This is a genomic window from Serratia sp. LS-1 (genome assembly GCF_003719595.1).
GTDB lineage: Bacteria > Pseudomonadota > Gammaproteobacteria > Enterobacterales > Enterobacteriaceae > Serratia > Serratia ureilytica.
In genome coordinates this window covers 2,911,218-2,937,225 of the sequence record NZ_CP033504.1, presented here as the reverse complement: position 1 = coordinate 2,937,225, position 26,008 = coordinate 2,911,218, and the positions used below count along the sequence as shown (strand labels likewise).

The window sequence follows — 26,008 nt, the reverse complement described above, 5'->3', positions numbered from 1 at the left end:
CCTTTTACAGGCGAAATCACCTATGTAGGCGCGGCGATTGGGAATTTTTTAATCGCCGCTTTTTATTTGTAACGTGGTAGGAAATCCCCTACGCAAACGTTTTCTTTTTCTGTTAGAATTCGCCGCGAATTGGATGCAGGGGCGATTCATCATTGGAATAGTTCATGGTCTGGATTGATTACGTCATTATAGCGGTGATTGGATTTTCGGCTCTGGTGAGCCTGATCCGAGGGTTTGTTCGCGAAGCATTGTCACTTGTGACATGGGGATGTGCGTTTTTTGTTGCCAGCCATTTCTACTCTTACCTTGCGGTCTATTTCACTCGTTTTGAAGATGAACTGGTGCGAAACGGCATCGCGATCGCGATTTTGTTCATCGCGACCCTGATCGTAGGGGCTATTGTTAACTATGTGATTAGCTCACTGGTAGAGAAAACCGGGCTGTCGGGCACCGACAGGGTGCTGGGCATCTGCTTCGGCGCATTGCGCGGCGTGTTGATCGTTGCGGCGATCCTGTTCTTCCTGGATACCTTTACCGGCTTTTCACAAAGTGCCGACTGGAAACAGTCGCAGCTGATTCCCCAGTTCAGTTACGTCATCAGGTGGTTCTTTGACTACCTGCAGAGCACGTCGAGTTTCTTGCCGACCCAATTGCCGGGGCGGTAGCGCTGATGAGGAAAAGACAACATGTGCGGTATTGTCGGTATCGCCGGTTTTATGCCGGTAAACCAGTCGATTTATGATGCGCTGACGGTGCTTCAGCACCGTGGCCAGGATGCCGCAGGCATCGTCACCATTGACGCCCACAACGGGTTCCGTTTGCGTAAAGCCAACGGCCTGGTGAAGGATGTATTTGAGGCGCGCCATATGCAACGCTTGCAGGGCAACATGGGCATTGGCCATGTGCGTTACCCGACGGCCGGCAGCTCGAGCGCCTCTGAGGCCCAGCCTTTCTACGTCAACTCGCCGTTCGGCATTACGCTGGCCCACAACGGCAACCTGACCAATGCCCATGAGCTGCGCCAAAAGCTGTTCGAAAGCGGCCGCCGCCATGTCAACACCACCTCCGACTCGGAAATCCTGCTGAACGTGCTGGCCAGCGAGCTGGATCGCTTCCCGCATTATCCGCTGGAGGCCGACAACATCTTTACCGCGGTTGCCGCCATGCATCAGCAACTGCGTGGCGCTTACGCCTGCGTGGCGATGATTATCGGCCACGGCCTGCTGGCGTTCCGCGACCCGTACGGCATTCGTCCGCTGGTGATCGGCAAACGCACGCTGGAAGATGGCCGCAGCGAGTATATGGTGGCTTCCGAGAGCGTGGCGCTGGATACCCTGGGCTTTGAATTCCTGCGCGACGTGGCGCCGGGCGAAGCGGTGTACATCACCACCAAAGGCCAGCTGTTCACCCGCCAGTGCGCAGAGAATCCGAAAACCAATCCGTGCCTGTTCGAATACGTCTATTTCGCGCGCCCGGACTCCTTTATGGACAAGATCTCGGTCTACAGCGCCCGCGTACGCATGGGCCAGAAGCTGGGCGAGAAGATTGCCCGCGAATGGGAAGATCTGGACATCGACGTGGTGATCCCGATTCCGGAAACCTCCTGCGACATCGCGTTGGAGATCGCGCGCATTCTCGACAAACCCTACCGCCAGGGCTTTGTGAAGAACCGCTACGTCGGCCGCACCTTCATCATGCCGGGCCAGCAGGCGCGTCGTCAGTCGGTGCGCCGCAAGCTGAACGCCAACCGCGCCGAGTTCCGCGACAAGAACGTGCTGCTGGTGGATGATTCCATCGTGCGCGGCACGACCTCAGAGCAGATCGTCGAGATGGCGCGCGAAGCGGGCGCCAAGCGCGTGTACCTGGCTTCCGCCGCGCCGGAAGTGCGTTTCCCTAACGTCTACGGCATCGACATGCCGAGCGCCAACGAACTGATCGCCCACGGGCGCGAAGTGGATGAAATCCGCCAAATCATCGGCGCCGATGGGCTGATCTTCCAGGACCTCGACGATCTGATCGAAGCGGTGCGTGAAGAAAACCCGGACATCACCCAGTTCGAATGCTCGGTATTCAACGGCATCTACGTGACCAAAGACGTCGATCAAAGTTATCTGGAATACCTGGAGTCGCTGCGCAACGACGACGCCAAGGCGCTGCGGGGACAAACCGAAGCGGAAAATCTGGAACTGCATAACGAAGGCTAACCGCCTGTGTTGATCTATCAGGGGGCATCGTCGCGTCTGCGGCGGTGCGCCTTGCTCCTGTGAACTTGCTTATCCCTCGCCATTGCGGCAAAGTCTGCCTGATCTTATTTTTTACTTTTTACGGCAGAGGCCATTCTTCATGAAACGACTCATCATCGGCATTTCCGGCGCCAGCGGCGCGATCTACGGCGTGCGCCTGTTGCAGGTCTTGCGCGACGTCGCAGAGGTGGAAACCCATCTGGTGATGAGCAACGCTGCAAGGCAGACGCTGGCGCTGGAAACGCCGTACAGTCTGCGTGAAGTGCAGGCGCTGGCCGATGTGGTTCACGATGCGCGCGATATCGCCGCCGCCATCTCTTCCGGTTCCTTCAAAACACTGGGCATGGCGATTTTGCCTTGTTCAGTCAAAACGCTGTCCGGCATCGTCAACAGCTACAGCGACGGGCTGCTGACCCGCGCCGCCGACGTGGTGCTGAAAGAACGCCGCCGCCTGGTATTGTGCGTGCGTGAAACGCCGTTGCACCTTGGGCACCTGCGGCTGATGACGCAGGCGGTGGAAATGGGCGCGGTGATCATGCCCCCGGTGCCGGCGTTTTATCACCAGCCGAAAAGCGTGGAAGACATCATCGATCAGACCGTCAATCGGGTGATCGATCAGTTTGATATCGAATTGCCGGCCGATCTGTTCACCCGTTGGCAGGGTGCTGATTAACATTTTCATCCCCAAATTGGTACATTTGTGCAACACCGCACTGAATTAGGGCGGCGCATGCACCATAATGATCCCACTTCATCACGTTCACTGTTTCATGGCGCCGTCCTGTCGCGGCTGCCAGTGGCGCGGCCCCGAGCGGCCGATTTAATTTTGCGGTTATCGTCCCAGGAAACAGTATTGTGAAGGCCGGAGCCGTTCCCTCCGCCCGTAGCACCTAATGTGGCACGATTACTGCAAATTGATTTGGTGGGGAAAAGTAATGCCCGTAGTGGCATCAAAAAAATCAATTTGAGGGTAATTTATGAAAAAGCTGGTTAAGGTTCTTCCTTTAGTCTTGGCTTTGGCGGCCGCAAACAGCGCATTCGCCGCTATCCCATCGACATTGAAGATTGGCACCGATCCGACTTACGCGCCGTTTGAATCCAAAAATGCCAAAGGCGAGCTGGTCGGCTTCGATATCGATTTGGCCAAAGAGCTGTGCAAACGCATAAATACCCAATGCACCTTCGTGGAGAGCGACTTTGACGCGCTGATCCCATCCCTCAAGGCGAAAAAGATCGACGCTATCATCTCTTCGCTGTCCATCACCGAAAAACGCCAGCAGGAAATCGCCTTTACCGACAAACTGTATGCCGCCAACGCCCGCCTGATCGCGCCGAAGGGGTCTAAGCTGTTGCCTACCGTGGATGCGTTGAAAGGCAAGAGCGTGGGCGTGCTGCAGGGCACGACCCAGGAAGCCTACGCCAACGCCATGTGGCAGCCGAAGGGCGTCACCGTAGTGCCTTATCAGAACCAGGATCTGGTCTACGCCGATCTGGCCTCCGGGCGTATCGACGCCGCCTTCCAGGATGAAGTGGCGGGCAGCGATGGCTTCCTGAAACAGCCGCCGGGCAAAGACTATGCGTTCGCCGGCGAATCGGTGAAGGATGACAAATTCTTTGGCGTCGGCACCGGCATGGGGCTGCGCAAAACCGATACCGAGCTGAAAGCGGCGCTGGACAAAGCCTTCGCCGAGATGCGCAAAGACGGCACCTACGATAAATACGCGAAAAAGTACTTCGACTTCGACGTCTACGGCGGCTAATCCGCTAACCGTTCCATGCTGTGACTGCGGGGCCGGTGCGCCGGCTCCGATGGTTCGGATCCTAGACGACAGGGTGAAGTAGATGCTGCAAGGCTATTCCCAACTGATTTTCGAGGGGGCTCTGGTGACGCTGGAGTTGGCCCTCAGTTCCGTATTGTTGGCGGTGGTGATCGGGTTGATCGGCGCCGGCGGCAAACTCTCCCACAACCCCCTTATTTCCGGCCTGTTCGGCGCTTACACCACGCTGATCCGCGGCGTGCCCGATCTGGTGCTGATGCTGCTGATTTTTTATGGCCTGCAAATCGCCTTGAACAACATCACCACGCTGCTCGGTTTCTCGCAGATCGATATTGACCCGCTCGGCGCCGGCATCATTACCCTCGGCTTTATTTACGGCGCGTACTTTACCGAAACCTTCCGCGGCGCCTACTTGGCGGTGCCGAAAGGGCAGATTGAGGCGGCGACGGCCTACGGCTTCAGCGGCGCGCAGATCTTTCGGCGCATTTTGTTCCCGGCGATGATGCGCTTCGCCTTGCCGGGCATCGGCAACAACTGGCAGGTGATCCTGAAGGCAACGGCGCTGGTGTCTATCCTTGGCCTGAACGACGTGGTGAAAGCCACGCAGTTGGCGGGGAAAGGCACCTATCAGCCGTTCTTCTTCGCCATCGTAGCCGGCGTGGTTTACCTGATTTTCACTACCGTTTCCAACGGCGTGCTGTTGTGGCTTGAACGGCGTTACTCACTGGGCGTCAAGAGGGCCGAGCTATGATCGAGATTTTGCAACAGTATTGGCAGTCGCTGCTGTGGAGCGACGGCTACCGTTTCACCGGCGTGGCGGTCACGCTGTGGCTGCTGATCGCCTCCGTGGTGATGGGCGGGTTGCTGGCGATCCCGATGGCGGTGGCGCGCGTCTCTTCCCTTCGCTGGGTGCGTTTCCCGGTGTGGCTCTACACCTACGTGTTTCGCGGCACGCCGCTGTACGTGCAGTTGCTGGTGTTCTACTCCGGCATGTACAGCCTGGAAATCGTGCGCGGCAGCGAGTTTCTCAACGCGTTTTTCCGCAGCGGGCTCAACTGCACCATCCTGGCGCTGACGCTCAACACCTGCGCGTATACTACCGAGATCTTCGCCGGGGCGATCCGCTCGGTGCCGCACGGTGAAATCGAGGCCGCCAACGCCTACGGTTTCTCGCGCTTCAAGATGTATCGCTGCATCATTTTGCCTTCGGCGCTGCGCACCGCGCTGCCGGCCTACAGCAACGAAGTGATCCTGATGCTGCACTCCACCGCGCTGGCGTTTACCGCCACCGTGCCGGACCTGCTGAAGATTGCGCGCGACATCAATGCCGCGACCTATCAGCCGTTTTACGCTTTCGGCATTGCGGCGGTGTTGTACCTGATCATCTCCTACGTGTTAATCAGCCTGTTCCGCAAAGCTGAAAAACGCTGGATGGCACACGTTAGTCACTGATAAATGACGGGAAGAAAAACCATGTCTGAGAATAAATTAGCCGTCACGGAACTGCACAAACGCTATGGCGATCACGAGGTGCTGAAGGGCGTCTCGCTGGCGGCCAACGCCGGGGATGTGATCAGCATCATCGGCTCCTCCGGCTCCGGCAAAAGTACCTTTCTGCGCTGCATCAACTTCCTCGAGAAGCCGAGCGAAGGCTCGATCAGCCTGAACAACGAAGATATTCGCATGGTGCGCGACAAGGACGGCCAGCTGAAGGTATTCGACAAGAAGCAGCTGCAGCTGCTGCGTACCCGCCTGACCATGGTGTTCCAGCATTTTAACCTGTGGAGCCATATGACGGTGCTGGAGAACGTGATGGAGGCGCCGGTGCAGGTGCTGGGGCTGAGCAAGGCCGACGCGCACGAGCGCGCGGTGCGCTACCTGGATAAAGTGGGCATCGACGAGCGGGCGCGCGGCAAGTACCCGGTGCACCTGTCGGGCGGCCAGCAGCAGCGCGTCTCCATTGCCCGCGCATTGGCGATGGAGCCGGAGGTGCTGCTGTTTGACGAACCGACGTCGGCGCTGGATCCCGAGTTGGTGGGCGAGGTGCTGCGCATCATGCAGAAGCTGGCGGAGGAGGGAAAAACCATGGTGGTGGTGACGCACGAAATGGAATTTGCGCGCCACGTTTCGAACCACGTGATCTTCCTGCACAAAGGGTTGATCGAAGAGCAGGGCCCGCCGGCCGAGCTGTTCGGCAATCCCAAAAGCCCGCGCCTGCAGCAGTTCCTGTCCGGCGCGTTGAAGTAACCTCAGATCAGCGGGCTTCGGCCCGCTGATTGACAACGTCATCCAATGCCTGTTCCAGCTCCAGATAACGGAAGTGGAAACCGGCCTCTTCCAGGCGCTTCGGCACCGCCCGCTGGCCGCCGAGCACCAGCACCGCCGCTTCCCCCATCAACAGCCGCATGACGAACGCCGGCACCCGCAGAAACGCCGGGCGATCGAGCACGTTGGCCAATTGGGCGGCGAATTGCTCGTTGTGCACCGGGTAGGGAGCGACCATGTTGAACGGGCCGCTCAGGGTGGCGTGATCCAGCAGATAAATAATGCCGTTGACCATGTCTTCGAGGTGGATCCACGGCAGGTATTGGCGACCGTCGCCGATCGGGCCGCCGAGCCCGAAGCGGAACGGCGGCAGCATTTTGGCCAGCGCGCCGCCCTGTGGCGCCAGCACCACGCCGGTGCGCAGCAGGCAGACGCGGGTGGCGTCGCTTTGCGCCTGCAGCGCCAGCGCTTCCCAGCGTTGACACAGCTGGTGGGTGAATTCGTCGTGCGGCGGCTCCTCTTCGGTCACCACCGCCTGCCCCTGATCGCCGTAGTAGCCGACGGCGGAACCGGAAATCAGCACGCCGGGGGGCGTGCTGCCGGCCTTGATCAGCTTCGCCAAGCGTTCGGTCAGATCCCAGCGGCTGCGGCACAGCCGCTCTTTCTGCTGCACGCTCCAGCGCTTGTCGGCGATAGGTTCGCCGGCCAGGTTGATCACCGCGTCAAATTCATCCAGCGATTGCCGGTCGTCCAGCGTTCGCCAATAGCTCGGCCGGTCGCCCAGCCGGGCTCGGGCTCGCCGTTCGTCTCGGGTCAGCACCGTAATGTGGTGAGAAAGCGCCAGCAGTCTTGCCGTCAGGCTGCTGCCTATCAATCCCGTTGCGCCGGTGATCAGGATCCGCATGGTCGACCTCCCTGAATTAGTCCCGGCGGTAGCTCATGGTCATGGAAACCGAGTCGGCGTAGCGCAGGGCCAGAAGTTTATCTATCTCCACTTCAGCATAGGTCACCCAGGCGTGTTCTTTTACGATATCGAGCACATCCTGCGTTAATTTTTCCAGCAACGCGAAACGGTTATCTTCCACATGGCGGATGATCGCTTTGGTGATGGTGCGGTAGTTGAGCGCATCGGCGATATCTTCGCTGTTGCGCGCCTTGTCCGCCGGGTAGTGGATCACCACGTTGATCAGGACGTCCTGTCGGTTGTTGATTTCCTCTTCCTTGATACCGATGAACGTGCGCAGCCGCAGATTTTTAATGCGAATAACGGCGTCGGGTTGACTGAAAGACATCAGAGATTCTCCATAGGTCTGATTATTAGCGTTCAGAATACACGGAAAGTAGGGAAATGATAACGCAGGGACGATGTGACTCCCCGGCCGACGGGGAGTCGGGGGGCACTTAGGCTTGTTCGGCCAGTTTGTAGGCGCGCTCGGTCGCCGGGCGATTGCTGATGCGCTCGAACCAGTTGCGCACCGCCGGGTAATCAGCCAGATCGATGCGCTGGCGCGGATGCGACACGACCCACGGGTAGGTGGCGATATCGGCGATGCTGTAGTTATCGCCGCCCAGGTACGGGTGTTTTTGCAGTTCAGCTTCCAGCACGCCGTACAGCCGCTTGGTCTCCAGATGGTAACGCTCGATGGCGTAAGGCACCGGCTGCGGCGCGTAGTGGTTAAAGTGGTGATTCTGCCCGAGCATCGGCCCGAATCCGGCCACTTGCCAGAACAGCCACTGCAGGGTAGCGGCGCGTTCGCGCAGGCCCTTGCTCAGCAGCTTGCCGGTCTTCTCCGCCAGATACAGCAGGATTTCCCCGGATTCGAACAGGCTGATCGGCGCGCCGCCGTCCACCGGTTGCTGATCGACGATCGCCGGGATTTTGTTGTTGGGAGAAATGCTCAGAAAGTCCGGCTTGAACTGCTCGCCGGCGCTGATGTTTACGCGATGGATACGGTAGGGTAAGCCGACCTCTTCCAAAAACAAGGTGATCTTGTGACCATTGGGAGTAGGCGCGTAATACAGGTCAATCATGTTGCCTCCTGCGGTAAGGTGATCTGTAATTCATTACACGTTGCTGCGGTCTTCGCCGCGCACAAAGGTATATCAGAGATCCAACAATAGCAGCTAAGGATAGCAGGCTATGTGGGATTCGTCCGATGCTATCTGCGCAGTTGGATCACAATTCTCCACCGGGGCGGGCGGCGGTTTGCCGCACGGCGCCGGCGCGGTAAAATGGCGCTTATTTCCCTCTATAGGACAAGGTTATGAAGCTGATGTTCGCCTCGGATATCCACGGTTCGCTGCCGGCTACCGAACGCGTGCTGGAATTGTTCGCACAACACGGCGCCGACTGGTTGATTCTTCTGGGTGATTTGCTGAATCACGGCCCGCGCAACGCGCTGCCCGCCGGGTATCAGCCCGCTCAGGTTGCCGAACGATTGAATCGCTATAGCGACAAGATCATCGCCGTTCGCGGCAATTGCGACAGCGAGGTCGATCAGATGCTGCTGACGTTTCCCATCGAGGCGCCCTGGCAACAGGTTTTACTGCAAAAAAGACGATTGTTTTTGACCCACGGTCACCTTTATCATCCCTCGGCACTGCCGCCGTTATCCTGCGGTGACGTCTTGGCCTATGGCCATACGCATCTGCCGCAGGCGGAGCGGCAGGGTGAGATCTATTGCTTCAATCCGGGCTCGGTCAGCATCCCGAAAGGGGGCTTTCCCGCCAGCTACGGCATGTTGGAAAGCGGCACTTTGCGCGTGCTGACGCTCGACGACGGCAAGGTCGTCGCGGAGGTGGCGTTAACACGCTAAACGCACTAATTTATACACACACAATAAAAATCTTTGAAAAACACTCATTGATTAACCAGCGCGCGGGATTGCATCGCGCCAAAATAGAAGGTTTTAGAGGATGGCGGAACAGGGTCAGGCTGCAGATACCGAGTGGGTTGATATCGTCGACGAGCAAAACGAGGTGATTGCTCAATCCAGTCGTCAACAGATGCGGGCGGAGCGGCTGCGTCATCGTGCTACCTATATTGTGGTGCATGATGGGATGGGAAAAATTCTGGTGCAGCGTCGCACCGAGATCAAGGACTTCTACCCGGGCTGGCTGGACGCGACGGCGGGCGGCGTAGTGCAAAGCGGTGAAAACGTGCTGGATTCGGCGCGCCGCGAGGCGGAAGAGGAGCTGGGCATCGCCGGCGTGCCTTTCGCCGAGCACGGTCTGTTCTACTTCGAGGAAGAGCAGTGCCGGGTGTGGGGGGCGCTGTTCAGCTGCGTATCGCACGGGCCGTTCGCGCTGCAGGAAGAAGAAGTGGCCGAGGTGTGCTGGCTGACGCCGGAAGAGATCACCGCCCGCTGCGACGAGTTTACCCCGGATTCGCTGAAGGCGCTGTCGCTGTGGCTGACGCGCAACAATGAACAGGATTACGGCAAGCCGCTCGACAATCACTGAGCCGCCTGCGCATGGAAAAGCCGGTCATCGACCGGCTTTTTTTACGGGCGGATTCAGCAGCTGTCGCGGCGGCACAGCGTGGCGGGCAGGGAGCCTGGCGGCTGCCAGGGATGCTCGTTCAGCCGCGCCAGCAGCGCCTGGCCGGCCTGAATGCCGATGTCGCGATGCGGAATGGTCATGGTGGTCAGCGGCGGCTGGCACACCCGGCTGAACTCGCTGTTGCCGAAGCCCACCACCGCCAGATTATCCGGCACCTTGATGCGCCGCCGCTGGCATTCATACAGTACGCCGCCCGCCAGTTCGTCCGACGCGCACACCAGCGCGTCCAGCTCCGGCCAGGCCAGCAAGAATTCCGGCAGCTGCTGCGCGCCGGTGCTGAAGCTGGCGGGCTGCGCGGCGTTGATGACCCGATGCGGCGACATATGGTTGCGCAGCAGCGCCTTGTGCCAGCCCTGCAGGTGCTGCTGGAAAATCCACTGCTCCTGATTGGCGCACAGCAGCCCGATATTCTGGTAACCGCTGGCGATCACCGTTTGCGTCAGCTGATACATGGCCGCCACGTAATCGATGCCGATGCTCATGTCGATCGGATCGGCGCGTACGGCGCCGATCTCCACCACCGGAATGTTGGCGGCGATCAACGCGTTGCGGGCATTTTGCGAATGCTCGACGCTGAGCAGCACCGCCGCCGCCAGGTTGTAAGAGAGCAGTGTCTCCAGCAGTTTCTCCTCGCGTTCCAGGTGGTGCTGCGACTCCGCCAGCATGATGTGATAGCCGGCGGGCTGCAGCACTTTCTGCAGGCCGGCGAACATCTCGGCGCAGCCGGATTCGGACAGGCTGGGCACCACCATGGCGATGGTGTAGGACGAGGCCGAGGCCAGCGAGCTGGCGGCCAGGTTGGGCAGATAGCCCAGCTCGTTTACCGCCGCGTCTATCTTCTCGCGCAGTTTGTCCGAAACCTGTTCCGGCGTGCGCAGCGCGCGCGACACCGTCATGGTGCCGACGCCCGCCAGCTGCGCTACGTCAGCCAACGTCACCCTGCCTGTGCTGCGGCGTTTTTTACCGATCGACATGCCTAATCCCGACTGAAATGCGCGCGCGGCGCATAAAGATTGTGATGGTGGGAAGCCGACGGCGCGGCTTCGACGATCCCAGTATGCGGCACATTCTACCCCGTAACCCGGAAGAGCGAGAAAAAATTGTGGTTAACGCCGCGCCGCGGCATGGCGTTTTGATAGCGCTATCACAGTTCTGCATGATAGCGATTTGGTAGCGCTATCTTTGTGATGCCAATCACTGTGCAGCCGAGAGGGGTTGATTAAAGTTTTACCGTCGTCGGTGAATTAATCACCGGCCGAAACCATCAACGCTTGGGAGGGTAACGTGCTGAAAGAATGGCTGACCGCCGATCATATACAGCTGTGCGAACGGGTGGAGGACTGGCGCCAGGCGGTAACGCTGAGCGCGCAACCGCTGCTGCAACGCGGCGTGATTACGCCGAATTACCTGACGGCCATCTTTCATCAGCAGGAGCAGCTTGGCCCCTACTTCGTCCTGGCGCCGGGCATCGCGATGCCGCACGCGCGGCCGGAGCAGGGCGCCAACGCGCTGGGGCTGTCGCTGTTGAAGATCCACCAGGGCGTGAATTTTCATTCTGCGGATAACGATCCGGTTCAGGTGGTGGTGATGCTTTCCGCACCCGACGGCAACAGTCACATTGAAATGATTTCGCAGTTGGCGGAATTATTTTCCGATAACACGGCGATGGAGGCGTTATTTCACGCCACAGACAAACGGCAAATTGAGGATATTATCGCCCGCTATTAACGTTTAATCACCAGGAACATTATTAATGCCCATAACGTCGGGAATATTCCCGGCGGCGCTACCCTACACGCTAAATTCAACAGGTGGATATCATGAAAATCATGGCGATTTGCGGTTCAGGTCTCGGCAGCAGCTTTATGGTGGAAATGAACATTAAAAAGGTGCTGAAAAAGATGGGGGTGGAGGCCGAGGTCGAACACTCCGATCTGTCGTCCGCCACTCCCGGCGCCGCCGACGTGTTCGTGATGGCGAAAGACATCGCCGACAGCGCCAGCGTACCGGCCGAGCAGCTGGTGGTGATCAGCAACATCATCGACATTAATGAGCTGGAAGCCAAGCTGCGCGCTTACTTCGAAGCCCACTCAATCATCTGAATAAAACGATTGGCGAGGTGGATATGTTTATCCAGGAAACGCTTAAGTTTGTGGTGGATATATTAAAGGTGCCTTCGGTACTGGTCGGGCTTATTGCGCTGATCGGTTTGCTGGCGCAAAAGAAATCGTTTTCCGACGTGGTGAAAGGCACGGTAAAAACCATTCTCGGCTTTATCGTTTTGGGCGGCGGCGCCACGGTATTGGTCGGATCGCTCAATCCGCTGGGCGGCATGTTCGAACACGCGTTTAATATTCAGGGCATCATTCCGAATAACGAAGCCATCGTCTCCATCGCGCTGGAGAAATACGGCGCTTCCACCGCGCTGATCATGGCGTTCGGCATGGTGGCGAATATCGTGGTGGCGCGTTTTACCCGATTGAAATACATCTTCCTCACCGGCCACCACACCTTCTACATGGCCTGCATGATCGGCATCATCCTGACGGTGGCGGGCTTCGAGGGCGTACAGTTGGTGTTCACCGGCGCGCTGACCCTGGGGTTGGTGATGGCGTTCTTCCCGGCGATCGCCCAGCGCTATATGCGCCGCATCACCGGCAACGACGATATCGCCTTCGGCCACTTCGGCACCCTGGGCTATGTGCTGTCCGGTTGGATCGGCTCGAAAGTGGGGAAAAACTCGCGCTCGACCGAAGAGATGAACCTGCCGAAAAACCTCAGTTTTCTGCGCGACAGCTCCATTTCGATCTCGATGACCATGATCGTCATCTACCTGATCCTGGCGATCTGCGCCGGGCGGGCCTATGTGGAAAGCGAGCTCAGCGGCGGCCAGAACTACCTGGTGTATTCGATTATCCAGGCCATCACCTTCGCCGCCGGGGTATTCATTATCCTGCAGGGCGTGCGCTTGATTCTGGCGGAGATCGTGCCGGCGTTCACCGGCTTCTCGGAAAAACTGGTGCCTAACGCGCGGCCGGCGCTGGATTGCCCGGTGGTTTACCCCTATGCCCCCAACGCGGTGCTGATCGGCTTCCTGTTCAGCTTCCTCGGCGGGTTGGCCGGGCTGTTCCTGCTGGGGCAACTGAAGATGGTGCTGATCCTGCCCGGCGTAGTGCCGCATTTCTTCACCGGCGCTACCGCCGGGGTGTTCGGCAACGCCACCGGCGGGCGGCGCGGCGCGATGCTGGGCGCTTTCGCCAACGGTCTGCTGATCACCTTCCTGCCGGTGCTGCTACTGCCGGTGCTGGGGGCGCTGGGCTTTGCCAACACCACCTTCTCCGACGCCGACTTCGGCGCGATCGGCATCCTGCTGGGCAACATGGCGCGCTTTATGTCGAAAGAGATGATCATGCTGGCGATTGTCGCCGTGTTTGCGCTGCTGGTGGCGCATAACTTCCTGGGAAAACGCAAAGGCGCGCCGGCCGCTGACCGCGTCGAGAAATAATGAGGGCAGAGTGATGAACGACACAACGAGCGAAACGGAAATTGAAGAGCTGCGCGCCCTGGCGCGCGCCATCCGCCTGGAAACATTGAAGGCGTTGACCGGGCTGGGGTTCGGCCACTACGGCGGCTGCATGTCGGTGGTCGAGACGCTGGCGGTATTGTACGGCGGCGTGATGCGCATCGATCCGGCGGATCCGGACTGGCCGGAGCGCGATGACTTCGTGCTGTCGAAGGGGCACGCCGGCCCGGCGCTGTACAGCACGCTGGCGATCAAGGGCTACTTCCCGCTGGCGGAGTTGCAAACCCTCAATCAGAACGGCACGCGCCTGCCGAGCCATCCGGACCGGCTGCGCACGCGCGGCGTGGATGCCACTACCGGCTCGCTGGGGCAGGGCGTGTCGATCGCCGCCGGCATGGCGCTGTCCCATCGGCTGGCGGGGCGTCGTAACCGGGTGTTCAGCATCCTCGGCGACGGTGAGCTGAACGAAGGGCAGTGCTGGGAGGCGTTCCAGTTTATCGCCCACCACAATCTGAACAACCTGACGCTGTTTATCGATTACAACAAACAACAGCTGGACGGCGCGCTGGACGAGGTGATCCAGCCGTTCGATCTGGCCGCCAAGTTCCGCGCTTTCGGCTTTGAGGTGCAGACCATCAAGGGCGACGACATCACGGCGCTGCTGGCGGCGGTGAGGCCGGTGCGCGGCGGAGAACAGCGGCCGCTGGCGATCGTGCTCGACAGCATCAAGGGACAGGGGGTGACCTATTTGGAAAACCTGTCGAACTCACACCACCTGCGCCTGACGCCGGACGTGCAGCAGGAGATTGAAAAAGCCATCGCCGAACTGGAGGCCGCCCATGTTTAACGTAGTGACGCAGTTGGAAAACGACGCCGTCGAAATGCGCAAAGTCTATGCCGGCGCGGTGCGGCGGCAGATTGAAGCGGGCGCGCCGATCATCGCGCTGGAGGCGGACCTGATGAGCTCCATGGCGATGGACGGCGTGCATAAGGATCACCCGCAGCACGTGATTAACTGCGGCATCATGGAGGCTAACGTGATCGGCGTCGCCGCCGGACTGTCGCTGACCGGCCGGGTGCCGTTCGTGCACACCTTTACCGCCTTCGCCAGCCGCCGCTGTTTCGATCAGCTGTTCATGTCGCTGGATTATCAGCGAAACAACGTCAAGGTGATCGCTTCCGACGCCGGGGTGAGCGCCTGCCACAACGGCGGCACCCACATGTCGTTCGAGGATATGGGCATCGTGCGCGGGCTGGCGCACTCGGTGGTGCTGGAAGTGACCGACGCCACCATGTTCGCCGACATTCTGCGCCAGCTGATGGATCTGCGCGGCTTCTACTGGGTGCGCACCATCCGCAAGCAGGCGACGCGCATCTACCAGGACGGCTCGCGCTTTACCATCGGCAAGGGCAATCTGCTGCGCGACGGCGACGATATCACGCTGATCGCCAACGGCATCATGGTGGCGGAGGCGCTGAAGGCGGCGGAGATGCTGGCGCGGCAGGGCGTCAGCGCGGCGGTGATCGATATGTTCACCCTCAAGCCTATTGACCGTGAACTGATCAAAGCCTATGCGGCCAAGACCGGACGCATCGTCACCTGTGAAAACCACAGCATTCATAACGGGCTGGGGTCGGCGGTGGCGGAGGTGCTGGCGGAAGAGTGCCCGACGCCGATGCGGCGCGTGGGGGTGAAGGAGCGTTATGGTCAGGTGGGCACCCAGGCGTTTTTACAGCAGGAGTATGGCCTGACCGCCGAGCATATTCTGGAGGCTGCTGGGCAGCTGCTGCAAAAATAGTTCTCGAGTCAATAACAACTGCTGTAACGAATGAGGTCTGGTGCTCTGGACAAAGCACATAGCTTCCTGCCCAGTATCTGAGTCATGACTCACGCGTTATCAACTGAGAAGCCCCTTAGGGGGCTTTTTGTTTTTAATGGATAATAGATGGCCAATGCTTAGGTAAAAAGAGATAATAAAAATAGTATAATAAATACAATTAGTTATATTCATGGGGTGAATAATGATAGCAGCAAGAGGCTCGTTCAGAAGGCTGACGCTAGGCGAGATCACGCTATCCCGTTCTACCCTCATCATGATGATGTTGCTCAGTGGCTGTATGCTTGAAAAGCAACGTTTTTACACTGCGGATATTACGCTGAGGGGAAATGATCTCTGTTTCTCTTTACCGCAAACCGACCCAACACAGAGTGGCAGGGTCAGTCTGGTCAGTATCGCTATTGAACACCGGTTGGGTAGCCAAACGCATGAACTCTGGCGTAGGACCATTCTACCGCCGAAGCCCGTTGAGACGATTACGCCCGGCCAATGTATCCCATACTCGTTCAAGGCATTTGAGAGCAATGTGCCATATACCGTGGCAATCAGTACCGTAGATCCTCAGGATGCAGATTCCAAACGTTTCTGGCAGCGCAGTTTCTCGCTGAAAATCAGTGACGGCCAGATTTCGCAGGTTATTGCCAGCGCGAAGTAATAAAGCCAGAGAAGGGATGAATGAGATGACTGGGGCAGCAATGTGTGTGAAGCGGGGTGATTGGTATAACGCTTGAGAAGGAATTGATTATGCAACTCAGCATGGTTACTAAATGGGCTCATCGGCTATTGACGACGGTTTTGTTGGTTATTGTCGTTGGCTTTGCGGGGTATTGGTATGCCACCCGCGATACTTATGACGATAAGCTCTACAGCAAAAAGCAGTTGACCGACGAGATTTGGCTCTATGTCACCGAGTACCAGAATGCGGGGGCCACCGACACGGATGTGTATCGTTACTATTTGAACGGAAGCCTGGATGGCGACCCTATCAACGTGCTGAGTCAAAGCGCGCCAATTTTGACGGCGGATCGGGCTGATGCAACTATCCGCGGCGAGGGCAACCGCGTCACCATCAATTTTTCCGGGAAGGTGTATTCCTTTACGAATTCGGCATTTTTCTATGCCACGAACAGCCAAATCCCCATCATGCCTACCATTGATTTTTCTGCACGGGGCGTCAGCGCCTGGCGATGATGGTGGGTGCTGCGGATTTGGCGGGTATTGTCTAAAACAGCATCATCACCAAGAATATCAGGCATAAAAAAGCCAGTCAGGATTACCTGACTGGCTTTTTTTAACGGTTTATTACGCCTTGGCGGCGGCAGCGTCAGCCTGGGAAGACTGGATCGCCGTCAGCGCGACGGTGTAGACGATATCGTCAACCAGTGCGCCGCGCGACAGGTCGTTCACCGGCTTGCGCATGCCTTGCAGCATCGGCCCGATGGAGACCAGGTCAGCGGAACGCTGTACCGCTTTGTAGGTGGTGTTGCCGGTGTTCAGATCCGGGAAGATGAACACGGTCGCCTGGCCGGCCACCGGTGAGTTCGGCGCCTTGGACTTGGCAACGTCGGCCATGATGGCGGCGTCGTACTGCAGCGGGCCGTCGATGATCAGATCCGGGCGTTTTTCCTGCGCCAGACGGGTCGCTTCGCGCACTTTCTCTACGTCGCTGCCCGCACCGGAGTTGCCGGTGGAGTAGGAGATCATCGCCACGCGCGGCTCGATGCCGAAGGCCGCGGCGGAATCCGCAGACTGGATGGCGATTTCAGACAGCTGCTCGGCGGTCGGATCCGGGTTGATCGCGCAGTCGCCGTAGACCAGTACCTGGTCAGGCAGCAGCATGAAGAACACGGAGGAGACCAGCGAGCTGCCCGGTGCGGTTTTGATCAGCTGCAACGGCGGACGGATGGTGTTGGCGGTGGTGTGAACCGCACCGGAGACCAGGCCGTCGACTTCGCCTTGTTCCAGCATCAGGGTGCCGAGCACCACGTTGTCTTCCAGCTGCTCGCGCGCGACCACTTCGGTCATCCCCTTGCTCTTGCGCAGCTCAACCAGACGTGGCACGTAGTTTTCACGCACGGCGACCGGATCGACGATTTCGATGCCTTTGCCCAGCTCAACGCCTTGCGCTGCCGCGACGCGCTGGATCTCGTCCGGGTTGCCGAGCAGCACGCATTCCGCGATGCCGCGTTCGGCGCAGATGGCCGCCGCTTTCACGGTGCGCGGCTCGTCGCCTTCCGGCAGCACGATGCGCTTGCCGGCTTTACGCGCCAGCTCGGTCAGTTCGTAACGGAACGCCGGTGGAGACAGGCGGCGTGAACGCTCAGAGGTAGCGGTCAGCGAGTCGATCCACTCGGTGCTGATGTGGCTGGCCACGTAGTTCTGCACTTTCTCGATGCGCTGGTGGTCGTCCGCCGGCACTTCGAGGTTGAAGCTCTGCAGGCTCAGCGAGGTTTGCCAGGTGTTGGTGTCAACCATGAACACCGGCAGGCCGGTCTGGAAGGCGCGTTCGCACAGCTTCTTGATCGGCTCGTCGATGGCGTAGCCGCCGGTCAGCAGGATGGCGCCGATTTCCACGCCGTTCATCGCCGCCAGGCAGGCGGAGACCAGTACGTCAGGACGGTCTGCGGAGGTCACCAGCAGGGAGCCTGGGCGGAAGTGTTCCAGCATGTGCGGAATGCTGCGCGCACAGAAGGTCACGGACTTCACGCGGCGGGTCATGATGTCGCCTTCGTTGACCACGCGGGCCTTCAGATGGCGAGCCATGTCGATGGCGCGGGTGGCGATCAGATCGAAGCTCCACGGCACGCAGCCCAGAACCGGCAGCGGGCTGTTGGCGAACAGCTGCGCAGGATCGACGTGGGCGATGCTGGCCTTGGTGGAGTCGTCGAAGATTTCGGACAGGTCAGGACGGGTGCGGCCCTGATCGTCGACCGGTGCGTTCAGCTTGTTGATGATAACGCCGGTGATGTTTTTGTTCTTGCTGCCGCCGAAGCTGGTGCGCGCCAGTTCGATGCGCTCTTTCAGCTGCGCCGGGGAGTCGTTGCCCAGCGCCAGCACGAAGACGATTTCGGCATTCAGGGTTTTGGCGATCTCGTAGTTCAGCGCGTTGGCGAACTGATGTTTGCGGGTCGGCACCAGGCCTTCGATCAGCACCACTTCCGCGTCTTTGGTGTTCTCGTGGTAGCGCGCCACAATCTCTTCCATCAGCACGTCTTGCTGGTTGGAGCTCAGCAGGCCCTCAACGTAATCCATGCGCAGCGGTTCGGCCGCCGGGATGGTGGAGTTGCTGCGGATGATGGTGGTGGTCTGGTCGAGTGCGTTGTCGCCGGTGCGCGGTTGAGCGATAGGTTTGAACACGCTCAGACGAACGCCTTTTTGCTCCATGGAGCGGATGACACCCAGGCTGACGCTGGTCAGGCCGACGCTGGTGCCGGTGGGGATCAACATAATAGTACGTGACACAGAATAGTCCTCTTCACGATTAACATGAGGCTAAAACAACACCGTCAGCCTGGGCTGACGGTGTTTTGAGAGCATTACGCGGTCAGGCGGGATGCGTCCTGCGCGATGACCAACTCTTCGTTGGTCGGGATCACCAGCGCCAGGCGGCTGCCGTCTTTGGTGATGGCGCCGGATTTGCCGAAGCGAGCGGCCATGTTGCGGTCGTGGTCGATTTCGAAGCCCAGCAGGCCCAGTTTGTTCAGGGTCAGCTCACGCACCATGCCGGCGTTCTCGCCGATGCCGCCGGTGAAGATCACCGCATCCAGACGGCCTTCCATCAGCGCGCTGTAGGCGCCGACGTATTTGGCCAGACGGTGGCAGAACACGTCCATGGCGCGTTTGGCGTCGGCTTTGCTGTCGTAGTTGTCTTCAACGTAACGGCAGTCGCTGGTGACTTCGGTCAGGCCCAGCAGGCCGGATTCTTTGGTCAGCATCTTGTTGATCTGATCAACGCTCATGCCCAGAGAATCGTGCAGGTGGAAGATGATAGCCGGATCGATGTCACCGCTGCGGGTGCCCATTACCAGGCCTTCCAGCGGGGTCAGACCCATGGAGGTGTCAACGCACTGGCCGTTGCGCACTGCGGTGACGGAGCCGCCGTTGCCCAGGTGGCAAGTGATCACGTTCACTTCTTCTACCGGCTTGTTCAGCATCTTCGCGGCTTCTTGAGTCACGTAGAAGTGGCTGGTGCCGTGTGCGCCGTAGCGGCGAACGCCGTGGTCGCGGTACAGGCTGTACGGCAGGGCGTACAGGTAAGATTCTTCCGGCATGGTCTGGTGGAACGCGGTGTCGAACACGGCAACGTTCTTGTCAGCCAAGTGAGGGAAGGATTTCAGCGCTTCCGCGATGCCGATCAGGTGAGCCGGGTTGTGCAGTGGTGCAAACGGCACGGAATCTTTGATACCCTGCAGAACTTCGTCGTTGATCACGGCGGAAGCGGTGAACTTCTCGCCGCCGTGCACGATGCGGTGGCCGATAGCGGTCAGCTGCGCAGAAAGCTCTGGTTTTTGTGCCAGAATAGTATTAACAATGAAGTTCAGCGCTTCGCTGTGTGCAGCGCCGGCCCCCAGGGCAGCTTCGTGTTTGGCGCCGTCCATTTTCCACTTGATGCGAGCTTCAGGCAGGTGGAAACACTCGGCCAAACCGGAGAGGAATTCGTCGCCGTTAACGGCATCGATGATGGCGAATTTCAGAGAAGAACTGCCGCAGTTAAGAACCAGTACTAGCTTACTCGACATGGAAGTACCTACTTAAATAGTCGTGTTGTTAAAAGAAAATCGAACACACGTGGTGAATTAATCGTCAATCAGACAACAAGCGTAGCGCATAGTGCCGATGACATTTATGATTAACATCATGTGAAGTGCACAAATCACAGGATGATGGAAAAACCGATGATTTCTCTGCGGTTTAAATAATCTTGATTTTTATAGGGCTAAAAGTTGACAAAATTTACGTCATCTTCTACCGGCCACAAGGCCGGCTTAGGATACCGATAGCCCGGTGCAAACACAAAATAAATTTAAAGCTTCAAATTTTTTAGTATGGGCTCTGGCAGCACGCTTTTAGTTTCTTTACGTGACGTTGAGGTACGCAATGACGAGCAAACCGTCCGGTTCCGTAAGCTGGTTTCAGGTCTTCCAGCGCGGGCAGCATTATATGAAAACCTGGCCGTCAGACAAACGTCTGGCACCGGTCTTTCCGGAGAACCGCGTTGCGCGTGCCACCCGTTTCGCTATCCGTTTCATGCCGCCGTTGGCGATTTTCACGCTGACCTGGCAGATCGCGCTGGGCGGCCAGCTCGGCCCGGCGATCGCCACCGCGCTGTTCGCCTGCAGCCTGCCGATGCAGGGCTTGTGGTGGCTGGGGCGCCGTTCTGTTACGCCGCTGCCGCCGACGCTGCTGCAATGGTTCCATGAGGTGCGCAACAAGCTGACGGAAGCCGGGCAGGCGGTGGCGCCGCTCGAGGGCACGCCCACCTATCAGACGTTGGCCGATCTGCTTAAGCGCGCCTTCAAGCAGTTGGATAAAACCTTCCTCGACGATCTGTAATGAAAAAGGCCGCGCTGATGCGGCCTTTCTCGTCAAAGCGCCAATAACCCCGGTTTAAATCAAAGAACGGTCGAGTTGTGATTTCCTGCGTTCTTGCGCTGTGCGATGCTCCCGCCATCATACAGAAATGAGGAAATCCTGATGGAAATGACCCATGCCCAGCGCCTGATCCTGTCGAATCAGTACAAGATGATGACGCTACTCGATCCGGACAACAGCGATCGTTATCGCCGGTTGCAAACCATCGTCGAACGCGGCTTCGGCTTGCAAATGCGCGAGCTGGATCGTGACTTTGGTGAACTGAGCGAAGAGGTATGCCGCACCATCATCAACGTGATGGAGATGCACCATGCGCTGCAGGTTTCCTGGGGCAATCTGAAAGAGAAACAGGGGCTGGACGAGCGCCGCCTGGCGTTTCTCGGCTTCGACGCCGCCACCGAGGCGCGCTACCTGAGCTATGTGCGTTTCCTGGTCAACACCGAGGGGCGCTATACTCACTTCGATTCCGGCAGCCACGGTTTCAACGCCCAGACCAAAATGTGGGAAAAATACCAGCGTATGCTGGCGATCTGGCTGGCCTGCCCGCGCCAGTATCACTTGAGCGCCGTTGAGATAGCGCAAATCATCAATGCTTGATTAAAAAGAGGTTTTCTGTGGAGTGTAAGGGTTTTCTGTTCGATCTTGATGGCACCCTGGTGGATTCGCTGCCGGCGGTAGAGCGCGCCTGGACGCACTGGGCCGAGCGCCGCGGCGTCGATCCGCAAGCGGTGCTGGACTTCATTCACGGTAAACAGGCCATTACTTCTCTGCGCCACTTTATGCCGGGTGAAAGCGAAGCGGAAATTCAGCGCGAGTTCCAACTGCTGGAGCAGGTGGAAGCGCAGGATACCGAAGGCGTTCGCGCGCTGCCGGGCGCCATCGCGTTGTTGGAGCGCCTGAACGCGCTCGGCATCCCTTGGGCGATCGTCACCTCCGGTTCGGTGCCGGTGGCCGGCGCTCGCCGCCAGGCCGGCGGTTTGCCGCAGCCGGCGGTGTTCATCACCGCCGAGCAGGTTAAACACGGCAAGCCTCAGCCCGATGCCTACCTGCTGGGTGCCGAACGTCTGGGGCTGGCGCCGCACGAGTGCGTGGTGGTTGAAGACGCGCCGGCCGGCATTCTTTCGGGGCTGGCGGCGGGCTGCCAGGTGATTGCGGTCAACGCCCCGGCCGACGCGCCGAAGCTGGAGCAGGTTGACCTGCGGCTGGATTCGCTGGCGCAGATCGCCGTTGATAAAACGGCGCAGGGCGCGATCGTTCGCCTACTGGCCTGAGTGGCATTATCTTCACCCTAATTGATTAGACCCCGCCTTTGCGGGGTTTTTTTATGCTATTTTTTAAGCCCTTGGACATTTGCCGGATGAGGCCGTTTTGAACAGCGAATTACTGTGGGTGCTGAGTTTACTGCTGATTGCCATCGTGCTGTTTACCACCAACAAGCTGCGCATGGACGTGGTGGCGCTGTTGGTGATCATCGCCTTCGTGCTGAGCGGCACGCTCAGCCTGCAGGAGGCGACGGTCGGGTTCAGCGATCCCAACGTGATTCTGATCGCCGCGCTGTTCGTGATCGGCGAAGGGTTGGTACGCACCGGGGTGGCCTATCAGGTGGGCGACTGGTTGGTGAAAGTGGCCGGCAGCAGCGAAACCAAAATGTTGATGCTGCTGATGGTGACGGTCGCCGGGCTGGGGGCATTTATGAGCTCGACCGGCGTGGTGGCGATCTTTATCCCGGTGGTGCTCAGCGTGACGGCCAGAATGAAGATCGCGCCGGGGCGGCTGATGATGCCGCTCAGCTTTGCCGGGCTTATCAGCGGCATGATGACGTTGGTGGCCACGCCACCCAATATGGTGGTCAACAGCGAGCTGGTGCGCGAAGGCATCCATGGTTTCGGTTTCTTCAGCGTGACGCCGATCGGCCTGGTGGTGCTGGCGCTGGGGGTCGGCTACATGCTGATCGCCCGGCGTTGGCTGGGCAGCGGTGACACGGGCAAAGCCGGCGACGGCTGGCAGCGCCGCACCTTCCGCGATCTGATCCGCGATTACAGACTGACCGGCCGCGCGCGGCGGCTGGCTGTCCGCAGCGCTTCGCCGCTGATTGGGCGTTCGCTGGATGAACTGCACCTGCGTGCGCGCTACGGCGCCAACGTGGTGGGCATCGAACGCTGGAAACGCTTTCGGCGGGTGATGGTCAGCGCCTCCGGCAGCACCGAGCTGCGCGAGGGCGACGTCCTCTTGATCGACATGTCGGACAGCCAGATCGATCTGCGCGAATTCTGCGGCGAACAGCGGCTGGAGCCGATGGTGCTGCGCGGCGATTACTTCTCGGAACAGTCGCGCAACGTCGGCATGGCGGAGGTCTCGCTGATCCCTGACTCGGCGCTGCTGGGCAAAAGCCTGCGCGAAGCGGCGTTCCGCAGCCGCTACGATCTGAACGTGGTGGGCATCCGCCGCCACGGCGAGACGCTCGGCGGCAAACTGGTGGACGAGCCGCTGGAGCTGGGCGACATTTTGCTGGTGATCGGCGACTGGAAGGCGATCCGTCAACTGCAGGCCAAAACCCATGACTTTATCGTGCTCAACTTGCCGGCCGAAGTGGACGAAGTGGCGCCGGCCATCACGCAGGCGCCGCACGCGCTGTTTTGCCTGGCGTTGATGGTGGCGATGATGCTGACCGACGAAATCCCCAACCCGATCGCGGCGCTGATCGCCTGTTTGCTGATGGGCAAATTCCGCTGTATCGACATGGAGAGCGCTTATAAATCGATCCATTGGCCGAGCATCATTTTGATAGTCGGCATGATGCCGTTCGCGCAGGCGCTGCAAAAGACCGGCGGGGTCAGTCTGATCGTCAGCGGGCTGATGGATGTCGCCGGCGGGGCGGGGCCGCGCGTGATGCTGCTGTGCCTGTTCGTCTTGTGCGCGACTATCGGGCTGTTTATTTCCAACACCGCGACGGCGGTGCTGATGGCGCCGATCGCCATCGCCGCCGCGCGCGAAATGGGCGTCTCGCCATACCCGTTCGCGATGATTATCGCCATCGCCGCGTCCGCCGCCTTTATGACGCCGGTCTCTTCACCGGTCAACACGCTGGTGCTGGGGCCGGGCAATTACAAGTTCGGCGATTTCGTGCGTCTCGGCGTGCCGTTCACCCTGCTGGTGATGGCGGTCAGCGTGATTGTGGTGCCGTGGCTCTACGGTTTTTAACGGCGCAGCGAGGCTGCGCCGGCGGGGTTACAGCGAACTGTCGAGGCTGATTTCGTCCAGCGACAGGCTGAAGCTGGGAATGAACACTTCCATGAAGTAGTCCATCTCCGGGCTGCGGCGCTGTTCCAGGGTTTTATCCAGCCTCGCCTTGGCCAGGGTGAATTCGTTGTTGCCGGCAGACAGCTCTTCCAGGCATTTCAGGTAGGCGCACAGCGCGTCAGCCTGCTTCACCACCTGCTTTTCATCTTCGCTGTAATAATGCTCATCGAGAATGGTGCGAAAATCGTTGCGCAGCTCCGCCGGGATCATATCCAGCAGCTTTTGCTGGGCGATCTTTTCGATCTTCTTGTACTCATGGGCGATCTGCGGATTGTAGTATTTGATCGGCGTCGGCATGTCGCCGGTGATCACTTCGCTGGCGTCATGGTACATCGCCAACAGCGCAACGCGGTCGGCGTTGAGGTTGCCGTTGAATTTGCGGTTCTTGATCACCGCCAACGCGTGGGCGACAAAGGCCACCTGCAGACTGTGTTCGGAGACGTTCTCGGTGCGCACGTTGCGCATCAGCGGCCAGCGGTTGATCAGTTTCAGGCGGGACAGATGGGCGAAGAAATGGCTCTGACTCATGGTGCTCTCTTTAACGGCAAGTGAGGGCCCCATTGTGAAGCAGTGTCGGCGAATTTTGCAACCGGGCTGTGAGGGAAGGGCGCAGCGAGGCGCTGCGCCCCTGATGATTATTGGTGATAGCCTTCCAGGAAGCGGCCCAGCTTGCCGACCGCCATTTCCAGTTCGTCTACGCGCGGCAGGGTGACGATGCGCACGTGATCGGGGTAAGGCCAGTTGAACGCGGAGCCCTGCACCAGCAGCACTTTTTCCTGCAGCAACAGATCCAGCACCAGCTTCTGGTCGTCATGGATGTTGAAGCGTTTGGCATCGATGCGCGGGAACATGTACAACGCGCCCTGCGGCTTCACGCAAGAGACGCCCGGGATGTCGTTGAGCAATTCCCAGGTGCGGTTGCGCTGTTCGTACAGGCGGCCGCCGGGCTGAATGAATTCGCTGATGCTCTGATAACCGCCCAGCGCGGTCTGAATCGCGTGCTGCATCGGCACGTTGGCGCACAGGCGCATCGAAGCCAGCATCTCCAGCCCTTCGATATAGCCTTTGGCGTGCTTTTTCGGCCCGTTCAGCACCATCCAGCCCTGGCGGAAACCCGCCACGCGGTAGGTCTTCGACAGGCCGTTGAAGGTCACGGTCAGCAGATCCGGCGCCAGCGCGGCGATAGAGTGGTGCTCTGCTTCGTCGTACAAGATCTTGTCGTAGATCTCGTCGGCGAAGATGATCAGGTTGTGTTGACGGGCGATCTCGACGATCTGCTCAAGCAGCGCTTTGCTGTAGACCGCACCGGTCGGGTTGTTCGGGTTGATGATCACGATGCCGCGGGTGCGCGGGGTGATCTTGCTGATGATGTCGTCCAGATCCGGGAACCAGCCGGCCTGCTCATCGCACAGGTAATGTACGGCCTTGCCGCCGGACAGCGACACTGCGGCGGTCCACAACGGATAGTCCGGCGCCGGCACCAGCATTTCGTCGCCGCTGTTGAGCAGCGCCTGCATGGACTGAACGATCAGCTCGGAGACGCCGTTGCCAATATAGATATCCTCAACGGTCACGTCACGCATGTTGCGCGCCTGATAGTGCTGCATGATCGCTTTACGCGCCGAGAAGAGGCCTTTGGAATCGGAGTAGCCTTGCGCCGTGGGCAGATTGCGGATCACGTCGACCAGGATTTCGTCCGGGGCGTCGAAGCCGAATGGGGCAGGGTTGCCGATGTTCAGTTTCAGGACTTTATTGCCTTCTTCTTCAAGACGTTTAGCTTCTTTAAGCACCGGGCCGCGAATGTCATAGCAGACGTTGTCCAGTTTGCTGGATTTCTCAATGGGGGACATAAAAAGTTGAGCCTTTTGCTGGGATAGGGGCGCTCCTACCGTGGGACGCCGCAACCCG

Annotated in this window: 28 protein-coding genes; 20 read left to right on the top strand and 8 right to left on the bottom strand. The window is 59.1% G+C overall.

Features of this window, described 5'->3' with window-relative positions; all coding sequences use genetic code 11:
* Positions 1 to 164 precede the first annotated feature (164 nt).
* From cvpA to hisP, 7 genes are all read left to right on the top strand, one after another.
* Positions 165 to 665, top strand: a complete 501-nt coding sequence (cvpA, locus tag EDY99_RS14075; protein WP_004936119.1) for a colicin V production protein — start codon at positions 165 to 167, stop codon at positions 663 to 665.
* A gap of 21 nt (positions 666 to 686) precedes the next feature.
* Positions 687 to 2,204, top strand: coding sequence for an amidophosphoribosyltransferase (gene purF / locus EDY99_RS14070; RefSeq protein WP_033632500.1), 1,518 nt, complete (start codon positions 687 to 689; stop codon positions 2,202 to 2,204).
* A 139-nt stretch (positions 2,205 to 2,343) separates the two neighbouring features.
* Complete coding sequence (locus EDY99_RS14065) at positions 2,344 to 2,916, top strand: UbiX family flavin prenyltransferase (protein WP_033643877.1); 573 nt, start codon at positions 2,344 to 2,346, stop codon at positions 2,914 to 2,916.
* Positions 2,917 to 3,220: 304 nt separating this feature from the next.
* Complete coding sequence (gene hisJ, locus EDY99_RS14060) at positions 3,221 to 4,003, top strand: histidine ABC transporter substrate-binding protein HisJ (RefSeq protein WP_033643876.1); 783 nt, start codon at positions 3,221 to 3,223, stop codon at positions 4,001 to 4,003.
* Between the two features lie 82 nt (positions 4,004 to 4,085).
* The gene (locus EDY99_RS14055; RefSeq protein ID WP_033635345.1) at positions 4,086 to 4,772 is read left to right on the top strand and encodes a histidine ABC transporter permease HisQ; all 687 of its coding nucleotides are present in this window, start codon (positions 4,086 to 4,088) and stop codon (positions 4,770 to 4,772) included.
* Positions 4,769 to 5,473 (top strand): ABC transporter permease, encoded by a 705-nt coding sequence (locus EDY99_RS14050; RefSeq protein ID WP_033643875.1) that lies wholly within the window; start codon positions 4,769 to 4,771, stop codon positions 5,471 to 5,473. The genes EDY99_RS14055 and EDY99_RS14050 overlap by 4 nt, the downstream gene beginning before the upstream one ends.
* A 21-nt stretch (positions 5,474 to 5,494) precedes the next feature.
* Positions 5,495 to 6,268: a histidine ABC transporter ATP-binding protein HisP gene (gene hisP / locus EDY99_RS14045; protein WP_004936098.1), complete on the top strand. Its 774-nt coding sequence runs from the start codon at positions 5,495 to 5,497 to the stop codon at positions 6,266 to 6,268.
* 7 nt (positions 6,269 to 6,275) lie between these two features.
* On the opposite strand, the gene EDY99_RS14040 is transcribed toward hisP, so the two are convergent.
* The 3 genes from EDY99_RS14040 to yfcG form a co-directional block, all read right to left on the bottom strand.
* Complete coding sequence (locus tag EDY99_RS14040; RefSeq protein ID WP_046687552.1) at positions 6,276 to 7,190, bottom strand: TIGR01777 family oxidoreductase; 915 nt, start codon at positions 7,188 to 7,190, stop codon at positions 6,276 to 6,278.
* A gap of 16 nt (positions 7,191 to 7,206) precedes the next feature.
* Positions 7,207 to 7,578 (bottom strand): dihydroneopterin triphosphate 2'-epimerase, encoded by a 372-nt coding sequence (folX, locus tag EDY99_RS14035; RefSeq protein ID WP_025303682.1) that lies wholly within the window; start codon positions 7,576 to 7,578, stop codon positions 7,207 to 7,209.
* A gap of 109 nt (positions 7,579 to 7,687) precedes the next feature.
* On the bottom strand, positions 7,688 to 8,317 hold the full coding sequence (gene yfcG / locus EDY99_RS14030) for a GSH-dependent disulfide bond oxidoreductase (RefSeq protein WP_016926886.1): 630 nt from the start codon (positions 8,315 to 8,317) through the stop codon (positions 7,688 to 7,690).
* A gap of 233 nt (positions 8,318 to 8,550) precedes the next feature.
* On the opposite strand from yfcG, the gene yfcE reads away from it, so the two are divergent.
* Positions 8,551 to 9,102: a phosphodiesterase gene (yfcE, locus tag EDY99_RS14025; protein ID WP_033643871.1), complete on the top strand. Its 552-nt coding sequence runs from the start codon at positions 8,551 to 8,553 to the stop codon at positions 9,100 to 9,102.
* 100 nt (positions 9,103 to 9,202) lie between these two features.
* Positions 9,203 to 9,748, top strand: a complete 546-nt coding sequence (gene yfcD / locus EDY99_RS14020; protein ID WP_004936086.1) for an NUDIX hydrolase YfcD — start codon at positions 9,203 to 9,205, stop codon at positions 9,746 to 9,748.
* Between the two features lie 53 nt (positions 9,749 to 9,801).
* On the opposite strand, the gene EDY99_RS14015 is transcribed toward yfcD, so the two are convergent.
* Positions 9,802 to 10,821, bottom strand: a complete 1,020-nt coding sequence (locus tag EDY99_RS14015; RefSeq protein WP_033651947.1) for a LacI family DNA-binding transcriptional regulator — start codon at positions 10,819 to 10,821, stop codon at positions 9,802 to 9,804.
* Between the two features lie 310 nt (positions 10,822 to 11,131).
* On the opposite strand from EDY99_RS14015, the gene EDY99_RS14010 reads away from it, so the two are divergent.
* The 7 genes from EDY99_RS14010 to EDY99_RS13980 all read left to right on the top strand — a co-directional run bounded on the left by EDY99_RS14010 (position 11,132) and on the right by EDY99_RS13980 (position 16,399).
* A complete protein-coding gene (locus EDY99_RS14010) occupies positions 11,132 to 11,575 on the top strand; it encodes a PTS sugar transporter subunit IIA (protein ID WP_033643869.1) in 444 nt (147 codons plus the stop codon).
* A 92-nt stretch (positions 11,576 to 11,667) separates the two neighbouring features.
* Positions 11,668 to 11,949, top strand: coding sequence for a PTS sugar transporter subunit IIB (locus EDY99_RS14005; protein WP_025303676.1), 282 nt, complete (start codon positions 11,668 to 11,670; stop codon positions 11,947 to 11,949).
* 23 nt (positions 11,950 to 11,972) lie between these two features.
* Positions 11,973 to 13,352, top strand: coding sequence for a PTS ascorbate transporter subunit IIC (locus EDY99_RS14000; RefSeq protein ID WP_004936074.1), 1,380 nt, complete (start codon positions 11,973 to 11,975; stop codon positions 13,350 to 13,352).
* Positions 13,353 to 13,365: 13 nt separating this feature from the next.
* Positions 13,366 to 14,217 carry a transketolase gene (locus tag EDY99_RS13995; protein ID WP_123061854.1) on the top strand — a complete coding sequence of 284 codons (852 nt, stop codon included), beginning with the start codon at positions 13,366 to 13,368 and terminating at the stop codon, positions 14,215 to 14,217.
* Entirely contained in the window at positions 14,210 to 15,169 is a 960-nt protein-coding gene (locus EDY99_RS13990) for a transketolase family protein (protein ID WP_123061853.1), read from the top strand. The genes EDY99_RS13995 and EDY99_RS13990 overlap by 8 nt, the downstream gene beginning before the upstream one ends.
* A gap of 223 nt (positions 15,170 to 15,392) precedes the next feature.
* Complete coding sequence (locus tag EDY99_RS13985) at positions 15,393 to 15,863, top strand: putative T6SS immunity periplasmic lipoprotein (RefSeq protein ID WP_230358713.1); 471 nt, start codon at positions 15,393 to 15,395, stop codon at positions 15,861 to 15,863.
* 89 nt (positions 15,864 to 15,952) lie between these two features.
* Entirely contained in the window at positions 15,953 to 16,399 is a 447-nt protein-coding gene (locus EDY99_RS13980) for a hypothetical protein (protein WP_123061852.1), read from the top strand.
* Positions 16,400 to 16,510: 111 nt separating this feature from the next.
* On the opposite strand, the gene pta is transcribed toward EDY99_RS13980, so the two are convergent.
* Entirely contained in the window at positions 16,511 to 18,670 is a 2,160-nt protein-coding gene (gene pta, locus EDY99_RS13975; RefSeq protein WP_004936066.1) for a phosphate acetyltransferase, read from the bottom strand.
* Positions 18,671 to 18,744: 74 nt separating this feature from the next.
* Positions 18,745 to 19,947, bottom strand: a complete 1,203-nt coding sequence (gene ackA / locus EDY99_RS13970; RefSeq protein WP_004936063.1) for an acetate kinase — start codon at positions 19,945 to 19,947, stop codon at positions 18,745 to 18,747.
* A gap of 358 nt (positions 19,948 to 20,305) precedes the next feature.
* Between ackA and yfbV the strand changes: the two genes are divergently transcribed.
* The 4 genes from yfbV to EDY99_RS13950 all read left to right on the top strand — a co-directional run bounded on the left by yfbV (position 20,306) and on the right by EDY99_RS13950 (position 24,001).
* Positions 20,306 to 20,761, top strand: coding sequence for a terminus macrodomain insulation protein YfbV (gene yfbV, locus EDY99_RS13965; RefSeq protein WP_004936061.1), 456 nt, complete (start codon positions 20,306 to 20,308; stop codon positions 20,759 to 20,761).
* 141 nt (positions 20,762 to 20,902) lie between these two features.
* Complete coding sequence (locus EDY99_RS13960; protein WP_033643864.1) at positions 20,903 to 21,397, top strand: YfbU family protein; 495 nt, start codon at positions 20,903 to 20,905, stop codon at positions 21,395 to 21,397.
* Positions 21,398 to 21,414: 17 nt separating this feature from the next.
* On the top strand, positions 21,415 to 22,071 hold the full coding sequence (locus EDY99_RS13955; protein WP_033643863.1) for a sugar phosphatase: 657 nt from the start codon (positions 21,415 to 21,417) through the stop codon (positions 22,069 to 22,071).
* A 97-nt stretch (positions 22,072 to 22,168) separates the two neighbouring features.
* The gene (locus EDY99_RS13950; protein ID WP_033643862.1) at positions 22,169 to 24,001 is read left to right on the top strand and encodes an SLC13 family permease; all 1,833 of its coding nucleotides are present in this window, start codon (positions 22,169 to 22,171) and stop codon (positions 23,999 to 24,001) included.
* A gap of 27 nt (positions 24,002 to 24,028) precedes the next feature.
* Here the strand turns inward: EDY99_RS13950 and yfbR are convergent, their stop codons facing one another.
* Together yfbR and EDY99_RS13940 are read right to left on the bottom strand one after the other, a co-directional pair.
* Positions 24,029 to 24,628 carry a 5'-deoxynucleotidase gene (yfbR, locus tag EDY99_RS13945; RefSeq protein WP_015378582.1) on the bottom strand — a complete coding sequence of 200 codons (600 nt, stop codon included), beginning with the start codon at positions 24,626 to 24,628 and terminating at the stop codon, positions 24,029 to 24,031.
* Between the two features lie 107 nt (positions 24,629 to 24,735).
* A complete protein-coding gene (locus EDY99_RS13940) occupies positions 24,736 to 25,950 on the bottom strand; it encodes a pyridoxal phosphate-dependent aminotransferase (RefSeq protein WP_019453720.1) in 1,215 nt (404 codons plus the stop codon).
* Positions 25,951 to 26,008: the final 58 nt, after the last annotated feature.